This window comes from Parapedobacter lycopersici, assembly GCF_040395035.1.
GTDB lineage: Bacteria > Bacteroidota > Bacteroidia > Sphingobacteriales > Sphingobacteriaceae > Parapedobacter > Parapedobacter lycopersici_A.
The window spans coordinates 1-14,915 of the sequence record NZ_JBEBRB010000060.1 but is presented as its reverse complement, the minus strand read 5'-3'; the positions used below and the strand labels follow the sequence as shown (position 1 = coordinate 14,915).

Genomic DNA, 14,915 nt, shown 5'->3' with positions numbered 1-14,915 from the left:
AAATCTGATAAATTATGAAACGCAGAGATGTGATCAAAGGCCTGAGTTTATTACCTTTAATTGGTAGCTATAATGGCCACCCGGCTAGCCCGAAGGAACAAAAGTCGACGATTACGGATGCACCGGCGTTCCGGCCGGCCGACCTGTTTGACGAGCTTGGGGTTACGCGCTACATCAATGCCGGCGGTACCATAACGGTGATTTCAGGATCGCTCATGATGCCTGAGGTAATGGAAGCCATTAATTCCACCTCTCACGACTTTGCTAATATGCACGAGCTGCAGGATAAAGCGGGCGCGAAAATCGCGGAAATGCTGGGCTGTGGGGGCGCTATGGTAACATCGGGAGCGGCTGGTGGAATCCTGCTGGGTACCGCGGCATGCATCACGGGAAGTGATCCGGAATTGATTAGTGCGCTGCCGGATGTACCGGGACCGAAACGGGAGGTAATAATCCAGAAAGGGCACCGCAACCGGTTCGATCAGATTGTCCGGACCTGTGGCGCCAGGCTGGTTGAGGTAGAGGGAGCAGCGGAGATGGAAGCCGCTATCAATGAACGTACGGTGATGGCCTTTTATAAGAACAATGCACCTTCACCCGAATACCATACCACGATCACTCACGAGGAATTCGTGGCTGTAGCAAAGAAACACGGTATTCCCACATTTATTGATGCTGCCGCGGATGTGCCGCCGGTAGATAATCTGTTTAAATTCCAGAAAATCGGGTTTGACCTGATTACATTTTCAGGAGGAAAAATGATCCGCGGCCCGCAAAGTACCGGGCTCTTATTCGGAAGAAAGGATTTAATCGAAGCTGCTAAGCTGAATCACAGTCCTTACGAAAGCCCCATCGGCCGGCCGATGAAAGTTAATAAAGAGGAGATTTTCGGTATGTATGCTGCATTGAAATCTTACCTCGCACGTGACCATGAAAAAGAATGGCAAAGCTGGCTGGATCGGATTGAAACCATCCGGGGACAGCTGGAAACCATTCCTACGGTAAAAGGAGCAACCAGTGTCGCTCCGGGCCCCGCCAATGCCTACCCGAGGCTGCAGGTGCAGTGGGACCGGAACCGGGTAGCTATCACCCCGGAGGAGGTCAGCGAAAAGCTGAAGACCGGAACGCCCGCCATTCTTGCCGGCGGTCGCGGTGATACGTTGAATGTGGGCGTTGTACTACTCCGTCCCGATCAGGTGGATATTGTCGCTCAACGGGTAAAGGAGATCCTGACGGAAGCATTACGGGCATAAACAACTGATATTTTCTTGCTGCCGAAGCGTGCACGGAATCAACCCGTGCACGCTTTTTTGTTATACCTGCACCACTGCCGGGTGGAGGCGACCGGTCCGGCTAATCCTCCCATATACCCCCAGACTTATTATTAACCGTCTTAACGTTCATGGTCGCGAGCTGCCGAAAGCAGCTAATCATACCAAATGCCATTCGTGTTTCCATCATGCAGGCGAACCGCTTTCGCCTGCGAACTAACTTACTTATTAACCAGTAAAATCAAAAGAATGAAGTTACATGCTTGTATCTTGCTGAGGCGACATGCCTGGCCTCAGCAATTCCCTAATCTGGCCGCCATCGGGATGACGGCCTGGATGATGATGTCGTTTACGCCGGCCAGTGCCGACAACCCCGATCCGAATTATGCGTATCACGACGAACCGCGCGTGGTTGATGTAATTGTCCATAATGCGGTCGATATCGGGGGCCGGGTAACCGGAACTGACGGTGAGCCGCTTGCGGGTGTCAGCGTACGATTGGAGGGAACAAACACCGGAACAACCACGGACGCGGAGGGCCGTTATGCACTGGCAGCCGCTGACGGCAGCGGGACACTTATATTCAGCTACGTCGGCTACGTTTCCCAGGAAATTGCCATCAATGGCCGGAGTACCATTGACGTGCAACTGGTAGCGGATGCCAATGCGCTGAGCGAGGTGGTGGTGACTGCACTGGGGATAACCAGGGATAAAAAGGTACTGGCCTATTCCATCACTGAGGTGGGGGGGGAAGGATTTACGAAAGCACGGGAAAACAACTTGGGCAATGCGCTGTCGGGCAAAATTGCCGGGGTCAACGCATCGAGTACCGCCACCGGACCGGGCGGGGCAAGCCGGGTGATTATCCGTGGAAACGGGTCGCTCGCAGGCGATAACCAGCCCCTGTATGTGGTCAACGGTGTACCGATTAATAATTCCCATCAGGGTGCAGAAACGGGCGGCGACGGGCTGGTCAGTATCAATCCCGATGACATCGAGTCGATCTCGGTGTTGAAGGGCGGGACGGCAGCGGCATTGTATGGCTCCCGTGCGGCAAATGGGGTAATTTTGATTACCACCAAGTCCGGAAACATCCAAAAGGGTATTGGCGTTGAGTTGAATTCAACAACCACGGTGTCCAGTCCGCTGGTGATCCCGGATTGGCAGTATGAATACGGCTCCGGAACCCGCGGGGAAAAGCCGGTTACCCAGGGTGATGCTGTTGCCAACGGCCGGACATCCTGGGGTGCCCGGTTGGATGGCTCACCGGTAATCCAGTTCGACGGGGTAAATCGGCCGTATTCAGCCCAGCGGGATAATGCCAGAAATTTTTACGACAATGGCCTGAATCTCTCCAATACCCTGTCACTTAGCGGGGGTAACGAAATCGCACAGTTCCGTTTTTCTGCGTCAAATATGCATGATGCGGGTATTGTGCCAAAATCGGCTATGGAGCGAAATGCATTCAACCTGAGTGTGAACGCCAATTTATCGGACAAAATATTATTCGAAGGGCGCGCCCAATATAATATTGAAACGGCAAAGAACCGGACTTCCATTGCCGATTTTACCGATAATCCGAATTCTTCCGTGGGATTGATGGCAACCAGCATTGATGTGCGTACGTTGGATCCGGGGTATGATGAGCGGGGATACGAGGTGCCCTGGAACGATTATATTTTTGTCACCAATCCTTATTTCGCAGTAAATAAGGTGAAGAATGAGGACGAGCGTCGCCGGTTCATAGGCACTTTTAACGTCCGTTATAACATGGCCGAATTTCTTTATGCGCGGGCACGGGTAGGAATCGACTATTTTAATATTGCCGGATGGGAAATCGGCCCGACGGGGCGGCTAACAAATCTTTTCGGTAATTATAGTACCGACCGGAATACCACCTATGAAACCAATATCGAGGGCATTCTCGGGTTTGATAAATCGTTCGGGAGTTTCTCCGTCAATGCGATTGCCGGGGGCAATAAAATGTATAACCAAAATGCTTTCGGCGGGTTGTCAAGCGGTAACCTGAATGTACCGTTCCAGTATTTTATCAGCAATGGCAGCAGCCAAACGTTTTCGGACGGTTTTGGTGCTTCAGCGATAAACTCATTGTTCGGCTCGGTGGATATCGGGTTTAAGGACTACCTATACTTGTCACTGACGGGCCGACAGGACTGGTTTTCGACATTATCTCCGGAAAGCAACAGCCTGTTCTATCCTTCCGCAGGATTGAGTTTTATCTTCTCGGATATCTGGGATGCAAAGCCGTCGTGGCTGAGTTATGGAAAAATCAGGGCATCATGGGCGCAGGTCGGCGGGGATGCGCCAAGCCCCTACGGGCTGGACCTGACTTACTCCACCGGGCAGGAAAACCTGGCGGGACAGCCCCTGATGCGGATCAGCGGCAATACCATTCCGAACGCATTGCGCCCATACACGTCGACAACGACCGAGGCGGGCCTGGAAGTACGGGCCCTGAACAACCGGCTTGGCGCGGATATCACGCTGTACCGAAAGGTCACTACGGATGATATCGTACGTGCCTCGGTGCCAAGCACGTCGGGATATAGTAACGTAAGCCTGAATGTGGGTGAAATGCGTAACCAGGGAGTTGAATTGCTGTTAACGGGGACGCCGGTACAGTCAACTGCCGGATTCAGGTGGGATGTCAGCTATAACATGGCTTATAACCAAAATACGGTGGTGAAAATAGCGGATGGCCTGACCAGCCTGACCGGGGGAGCGGCCCGTACTGACAACGCCCGGATCAACCATTATGAAGGAAGCCCTTACGGGATGGTTTCCGGTTTCAGGGCCAGACGGGATGAACAGGGCAACATCATGTATAACAGTGCCAACGGGATCCCGCTACAGGGCGAATTTGAAGCGCTGGGACGGGGTGTTCCGCCCTGGACAATGGGATTGTCCAATACGCTTACGTATAAAAACTTTTCCCTCGATGTGCTGCTCGATGGCAAGTTTGGCTCCATGATGTATGTTTCTACCAACGCATATGGAACGTATTACGGACTGGATAAACGGACAGTAGCCGATGGTGTCCGGGAAAGCGGTGTATCGGTTGCCGGGGTCGACCAGGACGGGCAGCCCTACAATGCGGTGATTCCCGCGCAGAATTACTTTCAGGGCATCGCCTTTTCCCTTACCGACCAGTTTATCGCGGATGCGAGCTTTGTGAAAGTCCGACAGTTGGTATTTGGGTACTCCCTGCCGCAATCGCTGCTCACGAAAACCCCGTTTCAGTCGGTTGCTATTTCTTTTGTTGCACGTAACCTGTGGTTACTCTATAGCAACGTAGCTAACGTAGACCCGGAAGCCACCTATGGCACAACCGGAGGTACGTATGGGCTGGAGATGTTCGGCGTTCCACCCACACGGAATTTTGGATTTAACCTGGCTGTCCGTCTGTAAAATTTTAGATAACATTTAGTCATGAAACTCAGAAAAATGAAACATATATCAATTAAAATTGCATTTTTGGCCGTAACACTGCTTGCGGGATGCGATAGCAATTTCGAAGAACTGAATAAAAACCCCAATGCATATACCGAACCGGTGATTAACAGCCTGTTTTCATCGGTGGCATTGCGGGCTGCCGGAGTGAGTGCACCGCAGCACAATAACAAAGAGGCCGGGTGTTTTATGCAATATTACACGTCGCTTAATGCCGTTCAATGGGCGGGCGACAAGTACCTGTTCAGTGATAACTATAACGGTCGTTTATGGCGGGTTACTTATCCCGAAACCATGAAAGAAACCGTACAGTTGCTGCACCTGTTGCAGGATGATCCTGAAATGGTCAATCAGTATAATATTGTCCGGATCATGAAGGTATACATTATGCACCGGGTTACGGATATGTATGGAGACGTGCCGTATTTTGAAGCTGGGTTGGGGTATATCAGCGGAGTGTATAAACCGAAATACGACAGGCAATCGGAAATTTATGCCGATATGCTGAAGGAACTGGATGAAGCAGCCGTTGCGCTGGATCCGTCAAAACCATCCTATGGTCCGGCTGACTTTGTCTATGATGGTGATGTGGTGAAATGGAAGCGGTTTGCTTATTCCATGATGCTTCGTTTAGGCATGCGGTTAACAAAGGTGGATGCCGCTATGGCGGAAACCTGGGTGAAAAAGGCGATAGCCGGCGGCGTGATGCAAAGCAACGATGACCTGGCCCGGATGATCCATGAAGCCAGTCCAAGGTCGTTGGTCAACTGGAGTGCGGATCAGATCCGTGGAGCTGAAGGGGTAAATCCGGCTGCCGAAGGCAGGGGCCTGTTAAAAATGAATAAAACATTTATTGACCATTTGAAGGAAACCAATGATCCCAGAATGCCTTTTTTGGTAACGCTGTGGGAGGGGAATGTCAACGTGGCAAACCTGCCTCAAAGTACCGAACCGGAGCGCCAAAAAGGATTGCCGGGCGGGTATGATAACAATTCGATCCGGACGATTATACCCAACTGGGACTCAGATATGTTGCGGGAATATTCGGAACCGAACATTCATACTTTTCTGGACCTGACTTCACCGGATATTTTCCAGAGCTGTGCGGAAGTAAAACTATTACTTGCCGAAGCAGCGTTGCGGGGATGGACAACCGGTAGCTCCAGGGAATATTATGAAGATGCGGTCCGGTGTTCGCTCGGGGAACAGGAACTGTTTCCGAATGGGATGGGCCGTGACGCGGCGTTAGTGGCCGCAAATGACTACCTTGCCGCCAATCCGTATCCGGAGAATGGCACATTTGACGAGCAGATGGAACAGATCCACACGCAGTTCTGGGTAGCTGTTTTTCCCAATAATCTGGAAGTCTACGCCAATTGGCGGCGAACCGACTACCCGAAACTGATACCAACGAATTACCCGGGCAATGAAACAGGTGGCGTTATTCCCCGGCGTTTGGTATATTTGGTCGAAGAAAAAACCTTGAACACCGAGAATTACGAGGCTGCTATTGCTGCGCAGGGACCTGATCTGATGCTTACGAGCGTTTGGTGGGATAAAGAATAGCAAAAAGACCAAGTAACGCAACGATGCGATTAAGCTTCCATGGCCGCAGGGGAATTAAAAATTGAATACCAACTATTTAACTAACTCATAATTAATAATTCGTATAATGAAACGTAGAGATGTTCTTAAAAGTTTAAGTCTTTTACCCCTGGTAGGCACGGTTGAAGCAAAATCCATCATGAAGCCGTTCAGTGCACCGGCTGAAGCGAACGGCGTACCAAACCTGTTCGAAGAACTCGGGGTTACCCCGTACATCAATGCAAGCGCCACAATGACATTCTTGTCCGGCTCATTGATGCTGCCCGAGGTGATGGCCGCCATTAATTCGACGGCGTCTGATTTTGCCAATATGTACGAACTGCAGGATAAAGTGGGGGCGAAGATAGCGGAGATGCTGAAATGTGAAGCCGCTATGGTTACCTCCGGAGCAGCAGGTGCGCTGGTACTGGGTACGGCCGCATGTATTACAGGCATGGACCGCAAGAAAATAAAAATGCTTCCGCAGCTCGAAGGCCCGCAGCGGGAAGTCATCATGCAAAAAAAGCATCGTTATGCTTTTGACCAGACTATAATCATGACAGGGGCCAAAATCGTTGAGGTAGAGAACGCCGAGGAGATGGAACGGGCCATCAATGAAAACACGGTTATGGCACTGTTCTTTAATGGCGCAATTTCGTGGTACGGCGGTGAAGACGCGATCAAACACGAAGAATTTGTTGCCATTTGTAAACGGCACAACATCCCATCTTTCGTTGACGCTGCCGCAGACGTTCCGCCCGTTGAAAACCTGTTTAAATACCAGAAAATGGGATTTGACCTGGTGACATTCTCCGGAGGAAAAATGATCCGTGGGCCGCAGAGTGCCGGACTGCTTTTTGGAAGGAAAGACCTGATAGAGGCCGCAAAACAGAATAACAGTCCGCATGAAAGTCCGATTGGCCGCCCGATGAAGGTGAACAAGGAAGAGATCTTTGGCATGTATGCGGCATTGAAATCATACCTGGCAAGAGATCATAAGAAAGAATGGCAGCTGTGGCTCGACCGGATTACCTACATCCAGAACCAGCTGGAAACGATCCCGACGGTAAAAGGGGAAACAACCGTACCTGAGGGACCGGCAAATGTAATGCCCGGCCTGCAACTGACATGGGATGAAAAACGGGTGAAGATCACCGGCGATGAGGTGAGTAAACAGCTGGAAGCCGGGAAACCGGCGATTATTATCCGTGGCCAGGGTAACTCGCTCAGCGTGGGCGTGACATTGCTCCGCGATGACCAGGTTGCCATTGTCGCCCAACGGGTGAAGGAAGTGCTGGAAAGCGCCCTGCAAAAAGCTTAACTATTACACACAAATCCCATGAATACACAACAAAAGAAATGGGTGAAATCGCTAGTACCGGGCACGCTGTGCCTGGTACTGGCTTTAGGTTCCCCAACTGTCGAGGCAACCGCCCAGATTTATCAGTTGTCGCCGGAAGAAATGGCGCACTATACCCCCCACAACCCTTTTGACCGTCTTAATGATGGTCGACCACGTGTACCGGATGCCCTACTGGATACGATACGGAATATGGAAATCGCTGTGGTGGAGGTGTATGCGTTATTGCGGGACAAGGGATTCCCCAATCAGTTTGAGGGTGATTGGAAGGTGCTTCAGCCGGGGAAAAGGTTAGTTGGGCGGGCATTTACTGTGCAGTTTATGCCCACACGTGCCGATTTGAACGAAGTGACCCAGCAGGACGCGGCAGCTAACGGATTGAGCCGGCTGAGAAATCAGACAACGATCGATATGCTGGAATCGGGAGACGTGGCTGTGGTTGATCTTTATGGAAAGGTGGAGGAGGGAACGTTTGTAGGTGATAAACTGGCTTATTATATTCAGAAAACAACAGGTACGGGAATTGTGATTGACGGCGGATTGTTTTTTGTGGAAGCCATTGAAAAGACGGGTATGCCGGGTTACTATCGGGGTACGCACCCGGAATCATTGAGAAACTCGATGATTACAGGTGTTAACGTGCCGATCCGGATCGGCGGGGCGACGGTAATGCCGGGTGACGTGGTGCTGGGCGATCAGGATGGGCTGCTGTTCATTCCTCCGCAGTTGGTTGAAGAAATTATTACTTCCGTAAAAATAAAGCGTGTCCGTGATGCATGGTCGAAAAAGCAATTTGATACCGGCAAATACAAATCGGCTGAAATTTATGGGCGGTTGAGTCCGGAACTGCAAAAGGACCTTGACGAGTTTATGAAAGCGCATGGTATTACTCAATAATAAATGGTTAGGTATTTAGCCATATTGCTTAGCGTACTGGCAGGGGCGACATCGGCGGTCCGGGCACAGGTATCGGCTTCAGCGAAGCCTTACCAGATTGTCATCAAGGGCGGCCATGTGATCGATCCGAAAAACGGAATCAATGCCGTGATGGACATCGCCATTGCGCCTGCGCTTGATATGCAGCCACTTGCGTGGGGTCAGGCGCTTTCGCCGGATCAGGAGGGACGGATCGCGATGATAGCCGAAAACATTGACCCGGGGCTTGCCGTTCAGGTTGTCGATGCAAAGGGGCTGTATGTGGTTCCCGGCTTAGTGGATATTCATTCCCACAACTTCTGGGGACACGACGGAGAACGGCAGATGAATGGGCCGAGAGGGCTTCCGCCGGACGGTTTCACTTTCCGATCGGGGGTAACCACTGTGGTGGATGCGGGCGGTTCGGGCTGGAGGACGTTTCCGTTGTTCAGGGAGCAGACCATCGAACGCTCACAGACACGGGTACTGGCGATGCTTAATATTGTAGGTGAAGGGATGCGCGGAAGCCGGTACGAACAAAATATCACCGACATGGACCCCGACTCAACGGCCAAAGTGGCCCGGACACATGACGACCTGATTGTAGGCATTAAGCTGGCGCATTTCAGCGGACACGACTGGACACCAACAGACCGGGCGCTTGCGGCAGGTAGACTGGCGGATATTCCGATTATGGTAGATTTCGGGTCAGCAAAGCCATATTTGCCATTGGAAACCCTGTTTTTGGAGAAATTCCGTCCCGGCGACATATATACCCATTGTTTTGGTGGAAACAGCAGCACCAGTCCGGACGGGCGGGAATCCATTGTGGATGTGACCACCAATAAAGTGAAGCTATACGTATTGGAGGCGCAGAAAAGGGGAGTGGTATTCGACGTAGGTTTCGGCGGGGCAAGTTTCCTGTTTGCCCAGGGTACACCGGCTATCGCGGGCGGATTTTACCCAAATTCCATCAGTACAGACATCCACGTAGAAAGCATGAACAATGCCATGAAGGACATGCCGAACATCATGTCGCTTTTTATGGCTATGGGCATGCCGCTGGAGGCGGTCATTGCGGCCAGCACGTGGCATCCGGCACAGGAAATCAACCGCAGCGAGCTTGGAAACCTGTCGGTAGGTGCAGTAGCAGATATCGCACTGTTCCGGCTTGTGGAGGGAGACTTTGGTTTTTGGGCAAGGGACGGAAAGATTGCGGGTAGGCAGCGGCTGTTTACTGAAATGACGCTCCGAGGCGGCCATATCGTGTACAATTTGAATGGCCGGGTAGATCCGATTAATGCAAAATACATATCCAATTAACGCTAAATACACTAAATTCATGCAAAGAACACTTTTAATGCTCGGGCTGGTATTGCTGCTGCTACCCGGACTCACGCTAGGACAGCGCCGTAACCAACCATCCAGCATACTGATCAAGGGCGGACACGTTATCGATCCGAAGAATAACATCAATGAAGTGATGGATGTGGCTATCCGGGACGGTAAAATCGAAAACGTAGCCAAGCAGATTGAACCGGCTCCGGACAGTAAGGTAATAGATGCCCGGGGCATGTACGTAACGCCCGGGCTGATTGATATGCATGGCCACTTCTTTCCGAATGCGGGACGGGGGGACCCCGCACCTGATGTGCTGACCCTCCGCAGCGGAGTTACCACGGCCGTGGACGCCGGCAGTTCGGGTTGGCGTACTTTCCCGGATTTTAAACGGGAAATCATCGATGAATCGACAACGCGGGTATTTGCTTTTCTGAATATTGTAGGTAATGGCTTCAGCGGGAATGAGCAGGATACAGCGGACATGAACGCGAAGCTAGCTGCCGATATGGCACTGAAGCACAAGGATAATATCGTTGGGTTTAAGGTGGCGCATTACATCCGCCGCGACTGGATTCCGATTGACGGGGCTATTGAAGCGGGTGAATTGGCAGGTGGACTGCCTGTGATGGTCGATTTTGGCTCGGCGCGGCCGGCGCTTTCACTGGAAGAACTGCTGCTGGAGAAATTCCGCCCCGGAGACATTTATACCCACGTCTTTGGTGGAAACGCGGCCGTTGGTTCGCCTGTAAGTCCGGGCGGCAGGGAAGCTGTAGTGGATCAGGAAGGCAACGTGAAACCTTTTGCTTTCAAAGCACAGCAACGGGGCGTCATCTTCGACGTGGGCTTCGGTGGTGCAAGTTTTGATATCAATTATGCCATGCAGGCGATGAAGCACGGGTTTTATCCCAATACTATGGGGACCGATATGAACTACCACAGCTTCAATGGTGCGATGAAAAACATCCTCAATGTCATGTCCACATTTTTGACGCTGGGTATGGATCTTTCCTCCGTTATTGAAGGCGCTACCTGGAAGCCGGCGCAGGTGATTAACCACGAGGAACTCGGGCATCTTTCCAAGGGAGCTGTAGCCGATGTAGCATTGTTGAGTATCCGTGAAGGTGATTTTGGTTTTTGGGACCGTGAAGATTATAAGATTAAGGGAAACCAAAAACTGGAGTGCCAGCTGACCATCCGTGAAGGCCGGGTTGTTTATGATTTTAACGGCATATCTATTCCGGATCCGGAATAGCGTTGGCACAAATAAAAAAGGGGCAGCTTATAAGCTGCCCCTTTTTTATTTGGATGGACCTGCGGTTAAAACTTATAAGTAATACCAGCGCCCAATACCTGCCGGATCTGTAACGTAGGACGTTCAGAACCAGGTACAATGACTCCGTTTTCCTGTCTTGGAATCAGCGTGTTGTCATCATAGATCAACTGCGCACCGGCATTAACTGTAATGTAGTCGTTTACCTTCATGAAAAGATTAAGCGTATAATCCACATCGACATTCTGCGGATCTTCGAGGTAATTCGAATACAGTTTGAGGATATTTTCCACGCTGATGTTTTCCATCAGCTCAGCCTTGTAATAGGCGTCAAACGAGGCACCGAATTCAAATCGGGAAGTAGCTCCCGGATCAACACCAAAGGCACCCTGGCTGGAGAGTTCGTCGTTTGTTACAAAGATAAACCGGGCAGCCGCAGGTGAGAGGTTAAAACGGAAGTTATCTGACTTCTTATAGGCAAAACCCGGGCCGAAACTCAGGTAGGCCGGTGCGAAAGCGGTGGAAATCAATGTGCTGTTATTGTTGTCATCGTATTGAAATCCATCGGCAAACTGCGTGTTAAAATTCATGTAAAAGGTATACAACCAGTGCTCCGAGGCCTGATAGCCCAGTAAACTGTTGAGCACAATACGGTCGTCATTTTTGCGCCAGCCGGTCGCCTTCTGCCGCGTTAGCCCATAAGCGGCAATGGCTTTATTGTCCCAGCTCCACAATCCCTTTTTGTAGTTGAAGTCATAGTTGAAAATCAAATTAGCTGCAAACGAGTTAATACCGCCTGCAGCCCAGTTGGAAAATGAGCTTTGGTTCAGCAGCAGCGTGTTCTCTCCGGAGATGCGCCACGTGGTATCCTGTGCGCTTTCCTGTGCAACTGCGGCAAAAGACAGACAAAGGCCGAGCCCGGTTAAGGATAACAATTTTTTCATAGGTAGTGCGTTTAGAAGATTTGTGAAAAAATAAACGACCGGAAACGCGCAAAACAAGTGCCAAAATGCATATCCTCTTTTGTGCAGCGATAATTTTCCGTTGATTTGTATGATGAAAGTAACGCTGATTTGCATCGGAAAGACAGATGAACCGTACCTCCGTGAAGGTGTGGAGAAATTCCGGTTAAGGCTAAGGCATTATGTCAATTTCAATGAGGTAGTTATACCCGACCTCAAAAATAGTAAACACCTGAGTACCGATCAGCAGAAATCTGCCGAAGGCGGTCTGCTCTTAAAGCAGGTTTCGCCCGCAGACCATGTTGTGCTGCTGGATGAACGTGGCCGCGAATTCCGTTCGGCAGATTTCGCTGCATACCTTAATAAGCTCATGGTAGGCAGTGTGCAGCACGTGTTGTTTCTGGTAGGCGGGCCCTATGGATTCGATGAAGCGGTCTACCGTCGGGCCAACGAGCGGATTTCACTATCAAAAATGACTTTTTCACACCAGATGGTACGGCTTTTTTTTACTGAACAGCTGTATCGGGCATTCACGATTCTAAAAGGGGAACCGTATCATCATGAATGAGGTATTTGGTGCCGGAGGAAAGAAAAGGGCACGAACTTGTGAAAAAAGCCTATCTTTAGCATCCAAACATTATCAGAACCTAATTGTATTGTAACTATGAAGCTTCCGAAGAGAGATTACCATTATAAAGGGGCGGATACCTCGAATGAGAGTAGGCTATTTTGGCTGATGGTCGTCATCGGACTTGCCATTGTGGCGGCCATTATTTTCTTGCTTTAGCATGAAGGTGTTTTAATGATTGGAAGGAACGTCATTGCGGACTATCCATCCGCAATGACGTGGTTTTCTTATTCAGCGGCCTGCTCGGGGCTACTGTCGGAAACGGCTTCCTCATGGAAAAGAGGGAGTTCCCTGATGATGAGATACCAGTTGATAATTTTCTTGATATCGGACGTATAGACCCGTTGTTCGTCGTGGTCCGGTGCTACTTCTCTGAAGAATTCGCGCAGTGTGTTACTGTCCGACTTAGCGGATGGAACATCACCACGTTCTTTAATGCGTTCGAGGATATCAATCAATTTTAGTTCTTCATCGTCGCCGTAAATGGTAATGTCCTCCAATGTGGCCATTTTTGCCGAGGAAAGGTTAACGACGGATTTTATTTTCTGTTCGTCAAGCGTCTCCAGTATAAATCCGGATTTGTTTTGGCCAACCAGCTTAAAAAGTCCGGGTTTACCCGCGACAGATACCAATGCTCTTAGATTCATGATGCTTATTCTTCAATGATTTCGATCCCCAATATCTTGTCGCCCTGACGGATGTCGTCTATCACGTCTACGTTTTCCACCACTTTGCCGAAACAGGTGTGATTGCCGTCAAGGTGTGCGGTATTCGTGCGGCTGTGGCAGATAAAAAACTGGGAACCACCGGTGTCCCGTCCACGGTGAGCCATCGAAAGCACACCACGATCGTGATACTGGTTTCCACCATCCAGCTCGCAGTTAATGGAATAGCCCGGTCCGCCAGCACCGGTTCCTGTCGGATCGCCACCCTGGATCACAAAATCGGGGATCACGCGGTGAAAAGTCACGCCGTCATAATAACCGGACTTGGCCAGTTTCAAAAAATTAGCTACAGTGCCCGGTGCGTCTGCATCGTAGAATTGCACTGTGAGATCTCCTTTTTCCGTCTTGATAATTGCTTTGCTCATTGCTATATGGTTAATAGGTCGCAAAGATAGGGATTTGAAATCAGCTTTCAGCCGTTGACCCCCGCTTTCCGGTATTTTGCAATGCCGGCTCTAAATGGTATATTTGAATCAACCGAAAACCAAACCTTACCGTGATGAACAACCTAACTCACATGACTATCAAAACCTGGTCCGAGGCCGACCGCCCCCGAGAGAAGCTCCTGGGGCAGGGCAGGCGGACCCTTACCGATGCGGAACTCATGGCCATTCTGATTGGCAGTGGAACCCGGAATGAATCGGCAGTAGACCTGTGCCGGCGTATCCTCAATGATAATTCCCAGGATTTAAATGTACTGTCGCGTCTATCGGTCGCCGAATTGTGTCGTTACCGCGGGATCGGCCAGGCAAAAGCAATTGCTATCGTTGCCGCACTCGAACTGGGACGCCGGAGGAAAGGCCAGAAAGAAGCCGTGCGCCCTTTGCTTAATAATAGTAAGCGGGTATACGATCACATCAGGCATCTTTTTGATGACCTTACTCATGAAGAATGCTGGGCACTTTTCTTAAACAGGCAATGCAGGTTAATCAGCAAGCAGCAGATAGGCAGCGGTGGGAATGATTTTACGCCGGTTGATATTAAGCGGATATTGCGAATGGCGATTGAATGCAGGGCGACCAGCATCACACTGGTACATAATCATCCTTCCGGATCGATCCGGGCTAGTCTACCTGATATTCAGGTAACGCACAAGCTCCGGGATGCCGCTACATTACTGGACCTGGTAGTTAATGATCATCTTATTCTGACCAATAGGGAATATAGCAGCCTGCGTGATGAGGGAATGCTTTGAGCCTTTGTATACTCCCGATCTTACTTCCGTTATCTCCCGCATTGTTGGACTATGACCGGCACCGGTGTGCGGGTTGACTTAGAGACGGCTAGGGGTTGGCTTCGGAGCTGGTTCGGTGCTCCGTCGGCACTTGGTTGGATATTGGTCGGTACTCCTTCGGGAAAATCCCGAAGCGCAGTCAACGGAGCACCGA

13 protein-coding genes are annotated in these 14,915 nt (G+C 50.6%); 10 read left to right on the top strand and 3 right to left on the bottom strand.

Annotation, left to right across the window (positions count from 1 at the left end; genetic code table 11):
* The first annotated feature begins 14 nt into the window (after positions 1-14).
* The 7 genes from ABWO75_RS10995 to ABWO75_RS10965 all read left to right on the top strand — a co-directional run bounded on the left by ABWO75_RS10995 (position 15) and on the right by ABWO75_RS10965 (position 11,194).
* Entirely contained in the window at positions 15-1,253 is a 1,239-nt protein-coding gene (locus tag ABWO75_RS10995) for an aminotransferase class V-fold PLP-dependent enzyme (RefSeq protein ID WP_353185476.1), read from the top strand.
* Between the two features lie 267 nt (positions 1,254-1,520).
* Entirely contained in the window at positions 1,521-4,700 is a 3,180-nt protein-coding gene (locus ABWO75_RS10990) for a SusC/RagA family TonB-linked outer membrane protein (protein WP_353185474.1), read from the top strand.
* A 36-nt stretch (positions 4,701-4,736) separates the two neighbouring features.
* Complete coding sequence (locus ABWO75_RS10985; RefSeq protein ID WP_353185472.1) at positions 4,737-6,308, top strand: SusD/RagB family nutrient-binding outer membrane lipoprotein; 1,572 nt, start codon at positions 4,737-4,739, stop codon at positions 6,306-6,308.
* Positions 6,309-6,414: 106 nt separating this feature from the next.
* A complete protein-coding gene (locus tag ABWO75_RS10980) occupies positions 6,415-7,647 on the top strand; it encodes an aminotransferase class V-fold PLP-dependent enzyme (RefSeq protein ID WP_353185470.1) in 1,233 nt (410 codons plus the stop codon).
* Between the two features lie 18 nt (positions 7,648-7,665).
* Positions 7,666-8,583, top strand: coding sequence for an RraA family protein (locus ABWO75_RS10975; RefSeq protein ID WP_353185468.1), 918 nt, complete (start codon positions 7,666-7,668; stop codon positions 8,581-8,583).
* Between the two features lie 3 nt (positions 8,584-8,586).
* The gene (locus tag ABWO75_RS10970; RefSeq protein WP_353185466.1) at positions 8,587-9,924 is read left to right on the top strand and encodes an amidohydrolase/deacetylase family metallohydrolase; all 1,338 of its coding nucleotides are present in this window, start codon (positions 8,587-8,589) and stop codon (positions 9,922-9,924) included.
* Positions 9,925-9,943: 19 nt separating this feature from the next.
* Positions 9,944-11,194 (top strand): amidohydrolase/deacetylase family metallohydrolase, encoded by a 1,251-nt coding sequence (locus ABWO75_RS10965; RefSeq protein ID WP_353185464.1) that lies wholly within the window; start codon positions 9,944-9,946, stop codon positions 11,192-11,194.
* Between the two features lie 65 nt (positions 11,195-11,259).
* Here ABWO75_RS10965 and ABWO75_RS10960 read toward each other — a convergent pair whose 3' ends face one another.
* Positions 11,260-12,156 carry a DUF3078 domain-containing protein gene (locus ABWO75_RS10960; RefSeq protein WP_353185462.1) on the bottom strand — a complete coding sequence of 299 codons (897 nt, stop codon included), beginning with the start codon at positions 12,154-12,156 and terminating at the stop codon, positions 11,260-11,262.
* 112 nt (positions 12,157-12,268) lie between these two features.
* Here ABWO75_RS10960 and rlmH point away from each other — a divergent pair, with 112 nt between their 5' ends.
* A complete protein-coding gene (gene rlmH / locus ABWO75_RS10955; protein ID WP_353185478.1) occupies positions 12,269-12,742 on the top strand; it encodes a 23S rRNA (pseudouridine(1915)-N(3))-methyltransferase RlmH in 474 nt (157 codons plus the stop codon).
* Positions 12,743-12,838: 96 nt separating this feature from the next.
* Positions 12,839-12,961 (top strand): hypothetical protein, encoded by a 123-nt coding sequence (locus ABWO75_RS10950; protein WP_353185460.1) that lies wholly within the window; start codon positions 12,839-12,841, stop codon positions 12,959-12,961.
* A gap of 68 nt (positions 12,962-13,029) precedes the next feature.
* Here ABWO75_RS10950 and ABWO75_RS10945 read toward each other — a convergent pair whose 3' ends face one another.
* Together ABWO75_RS10945 and ABWO75_RS10940 are read right to left on the bottom strand one after the other, a co-directional pair.
* On the bottom strand, positions 13,030-13,449 hold the full coding sequence (locus tag ABWO75_RS10945; RefSeq protein ID WP_353185458.1) for a DUF5606 family protein: 420 nt from the start codon (positions 13,447-13,449) through the stop codon (positions 13,030-13,032).
* A 5-nt stretch (positions 13,450-13,454) separates the two neighbouring features.
* Positions 13,455-13,892: a peptidylprolyl isomerase gene (locus ABWO75_RS10940; RefSeq protein WP_353185456.1), complete on the bottom strand. Its 438-nt coding sequence runs from the start codon at positions 13,890-13,892 to the stop codon at positions 13,455-13,457.
* Positions 13,893-14,044: 152 nt separating this feature from the next.
* Here ABWO75_RS10940 and radC point away from each other — a divergent pair, with 152 nt between their 5' ends.
* Positions 14,045-14,722: a RadC family protein gene (gene radC, locus ABWO75_RS10935; RefSeq protein ID WP_353185454.1), complete on the top strand. Its 678-nt coding sequence runs from the start codon at positions 14,045-14,047 to the stop codon at positions 14,720-14,722.
* Positions 14,723-14,915: the final 193 nt, after the last annotated feature.

Coding starts and splice junctions, on each gene's coding strand:
- radC (WP_353185454.1), top strand. CDS start 14,045: ATGACTATCAAAACCTGGTCCGAGGCCGACCGCCCCCGAGAGAAGCTC.
- ABWO75_RS10990 (WP_353185474.1), top strand. CDS start 1,521: ATGAAGTTACATGCTTGTATCTTGCTGAGGCGACATGCCTGGCCTCAG.
- rlmH (WP_353185478.1), top strand. CDS start 12,269: ATGAAAGTAACGCTGATTTGCATCGGAAAGACAGATGAACCGTACCTC.
- ABWO75_RS10950 (WP_353185460.1), top strand. CDS start 12,839: ATGAAGCTTCCGAAGAGAGATTACCATTATAAAGGGGCGGATACCTCG.
- ABWO75_RS10970 (WP_353185466.1), top strand. CDS start 8,587: ATGGTTAGGTATTTAGCCATATTGCTTAGCGTACTGGCAGGGGCGACA.
- ABWO75_RS10985 (WP_353185472.1), top strand. CDS start 4,737: ATGAAACATATATCAATTAAAATTGCATTTTTGGCCGTAACACTGCTT.
- ABWO75_RS10995 (WP_353185476.1), top strand. CDS start 15: ATGAAACGCAGAGATGTGATCAAAGGCCTGAGTTTATTACCTTTAATT.
- ABWO75_RS10980 (WP_353185470.1), top strand. CDS start 6,415: ATGAAACGTAGAGATGTTCTTAAAAGTTTAAGTCTTTTACCCCTGGTA.
- ABWO75_RS10975 (WP_353185468.1), top strand. CDS start 7,666: ATGAATACACAACAAAAGAAATGGGTGAAATCGCTAGTACCGGGCACG.
- ABWO75_RS10965 (WP_353185464.1), top strand. CDS start 9,944: ATGCAAAGAACACTTTTAATGCTCGGGCTGGTATTGCTGCTGCTACCC.
- ABWO75_RS10960 (WP_353185462.1), bottom strand. CDS start 12,156: ATGAAAAAATTGTTATCCTTAACCGGGCTCGGCCTTTGTCTGTCTTTT.
- ABWO75_RS10945 (WP_353185458.1), bottom strand. CDS start 13,449: ATGAATCTAAGAGCATTGGTATCTGTCGCGGGTAAACCCGGACTTTTT.
- ABWO75_RS10940 (WP_353185456.1), bottom strand. CDS start 13,892: ATGAGCAAAGCAATTATCAAGACGGAAAAAGGAGATCTCACAGTGCAA.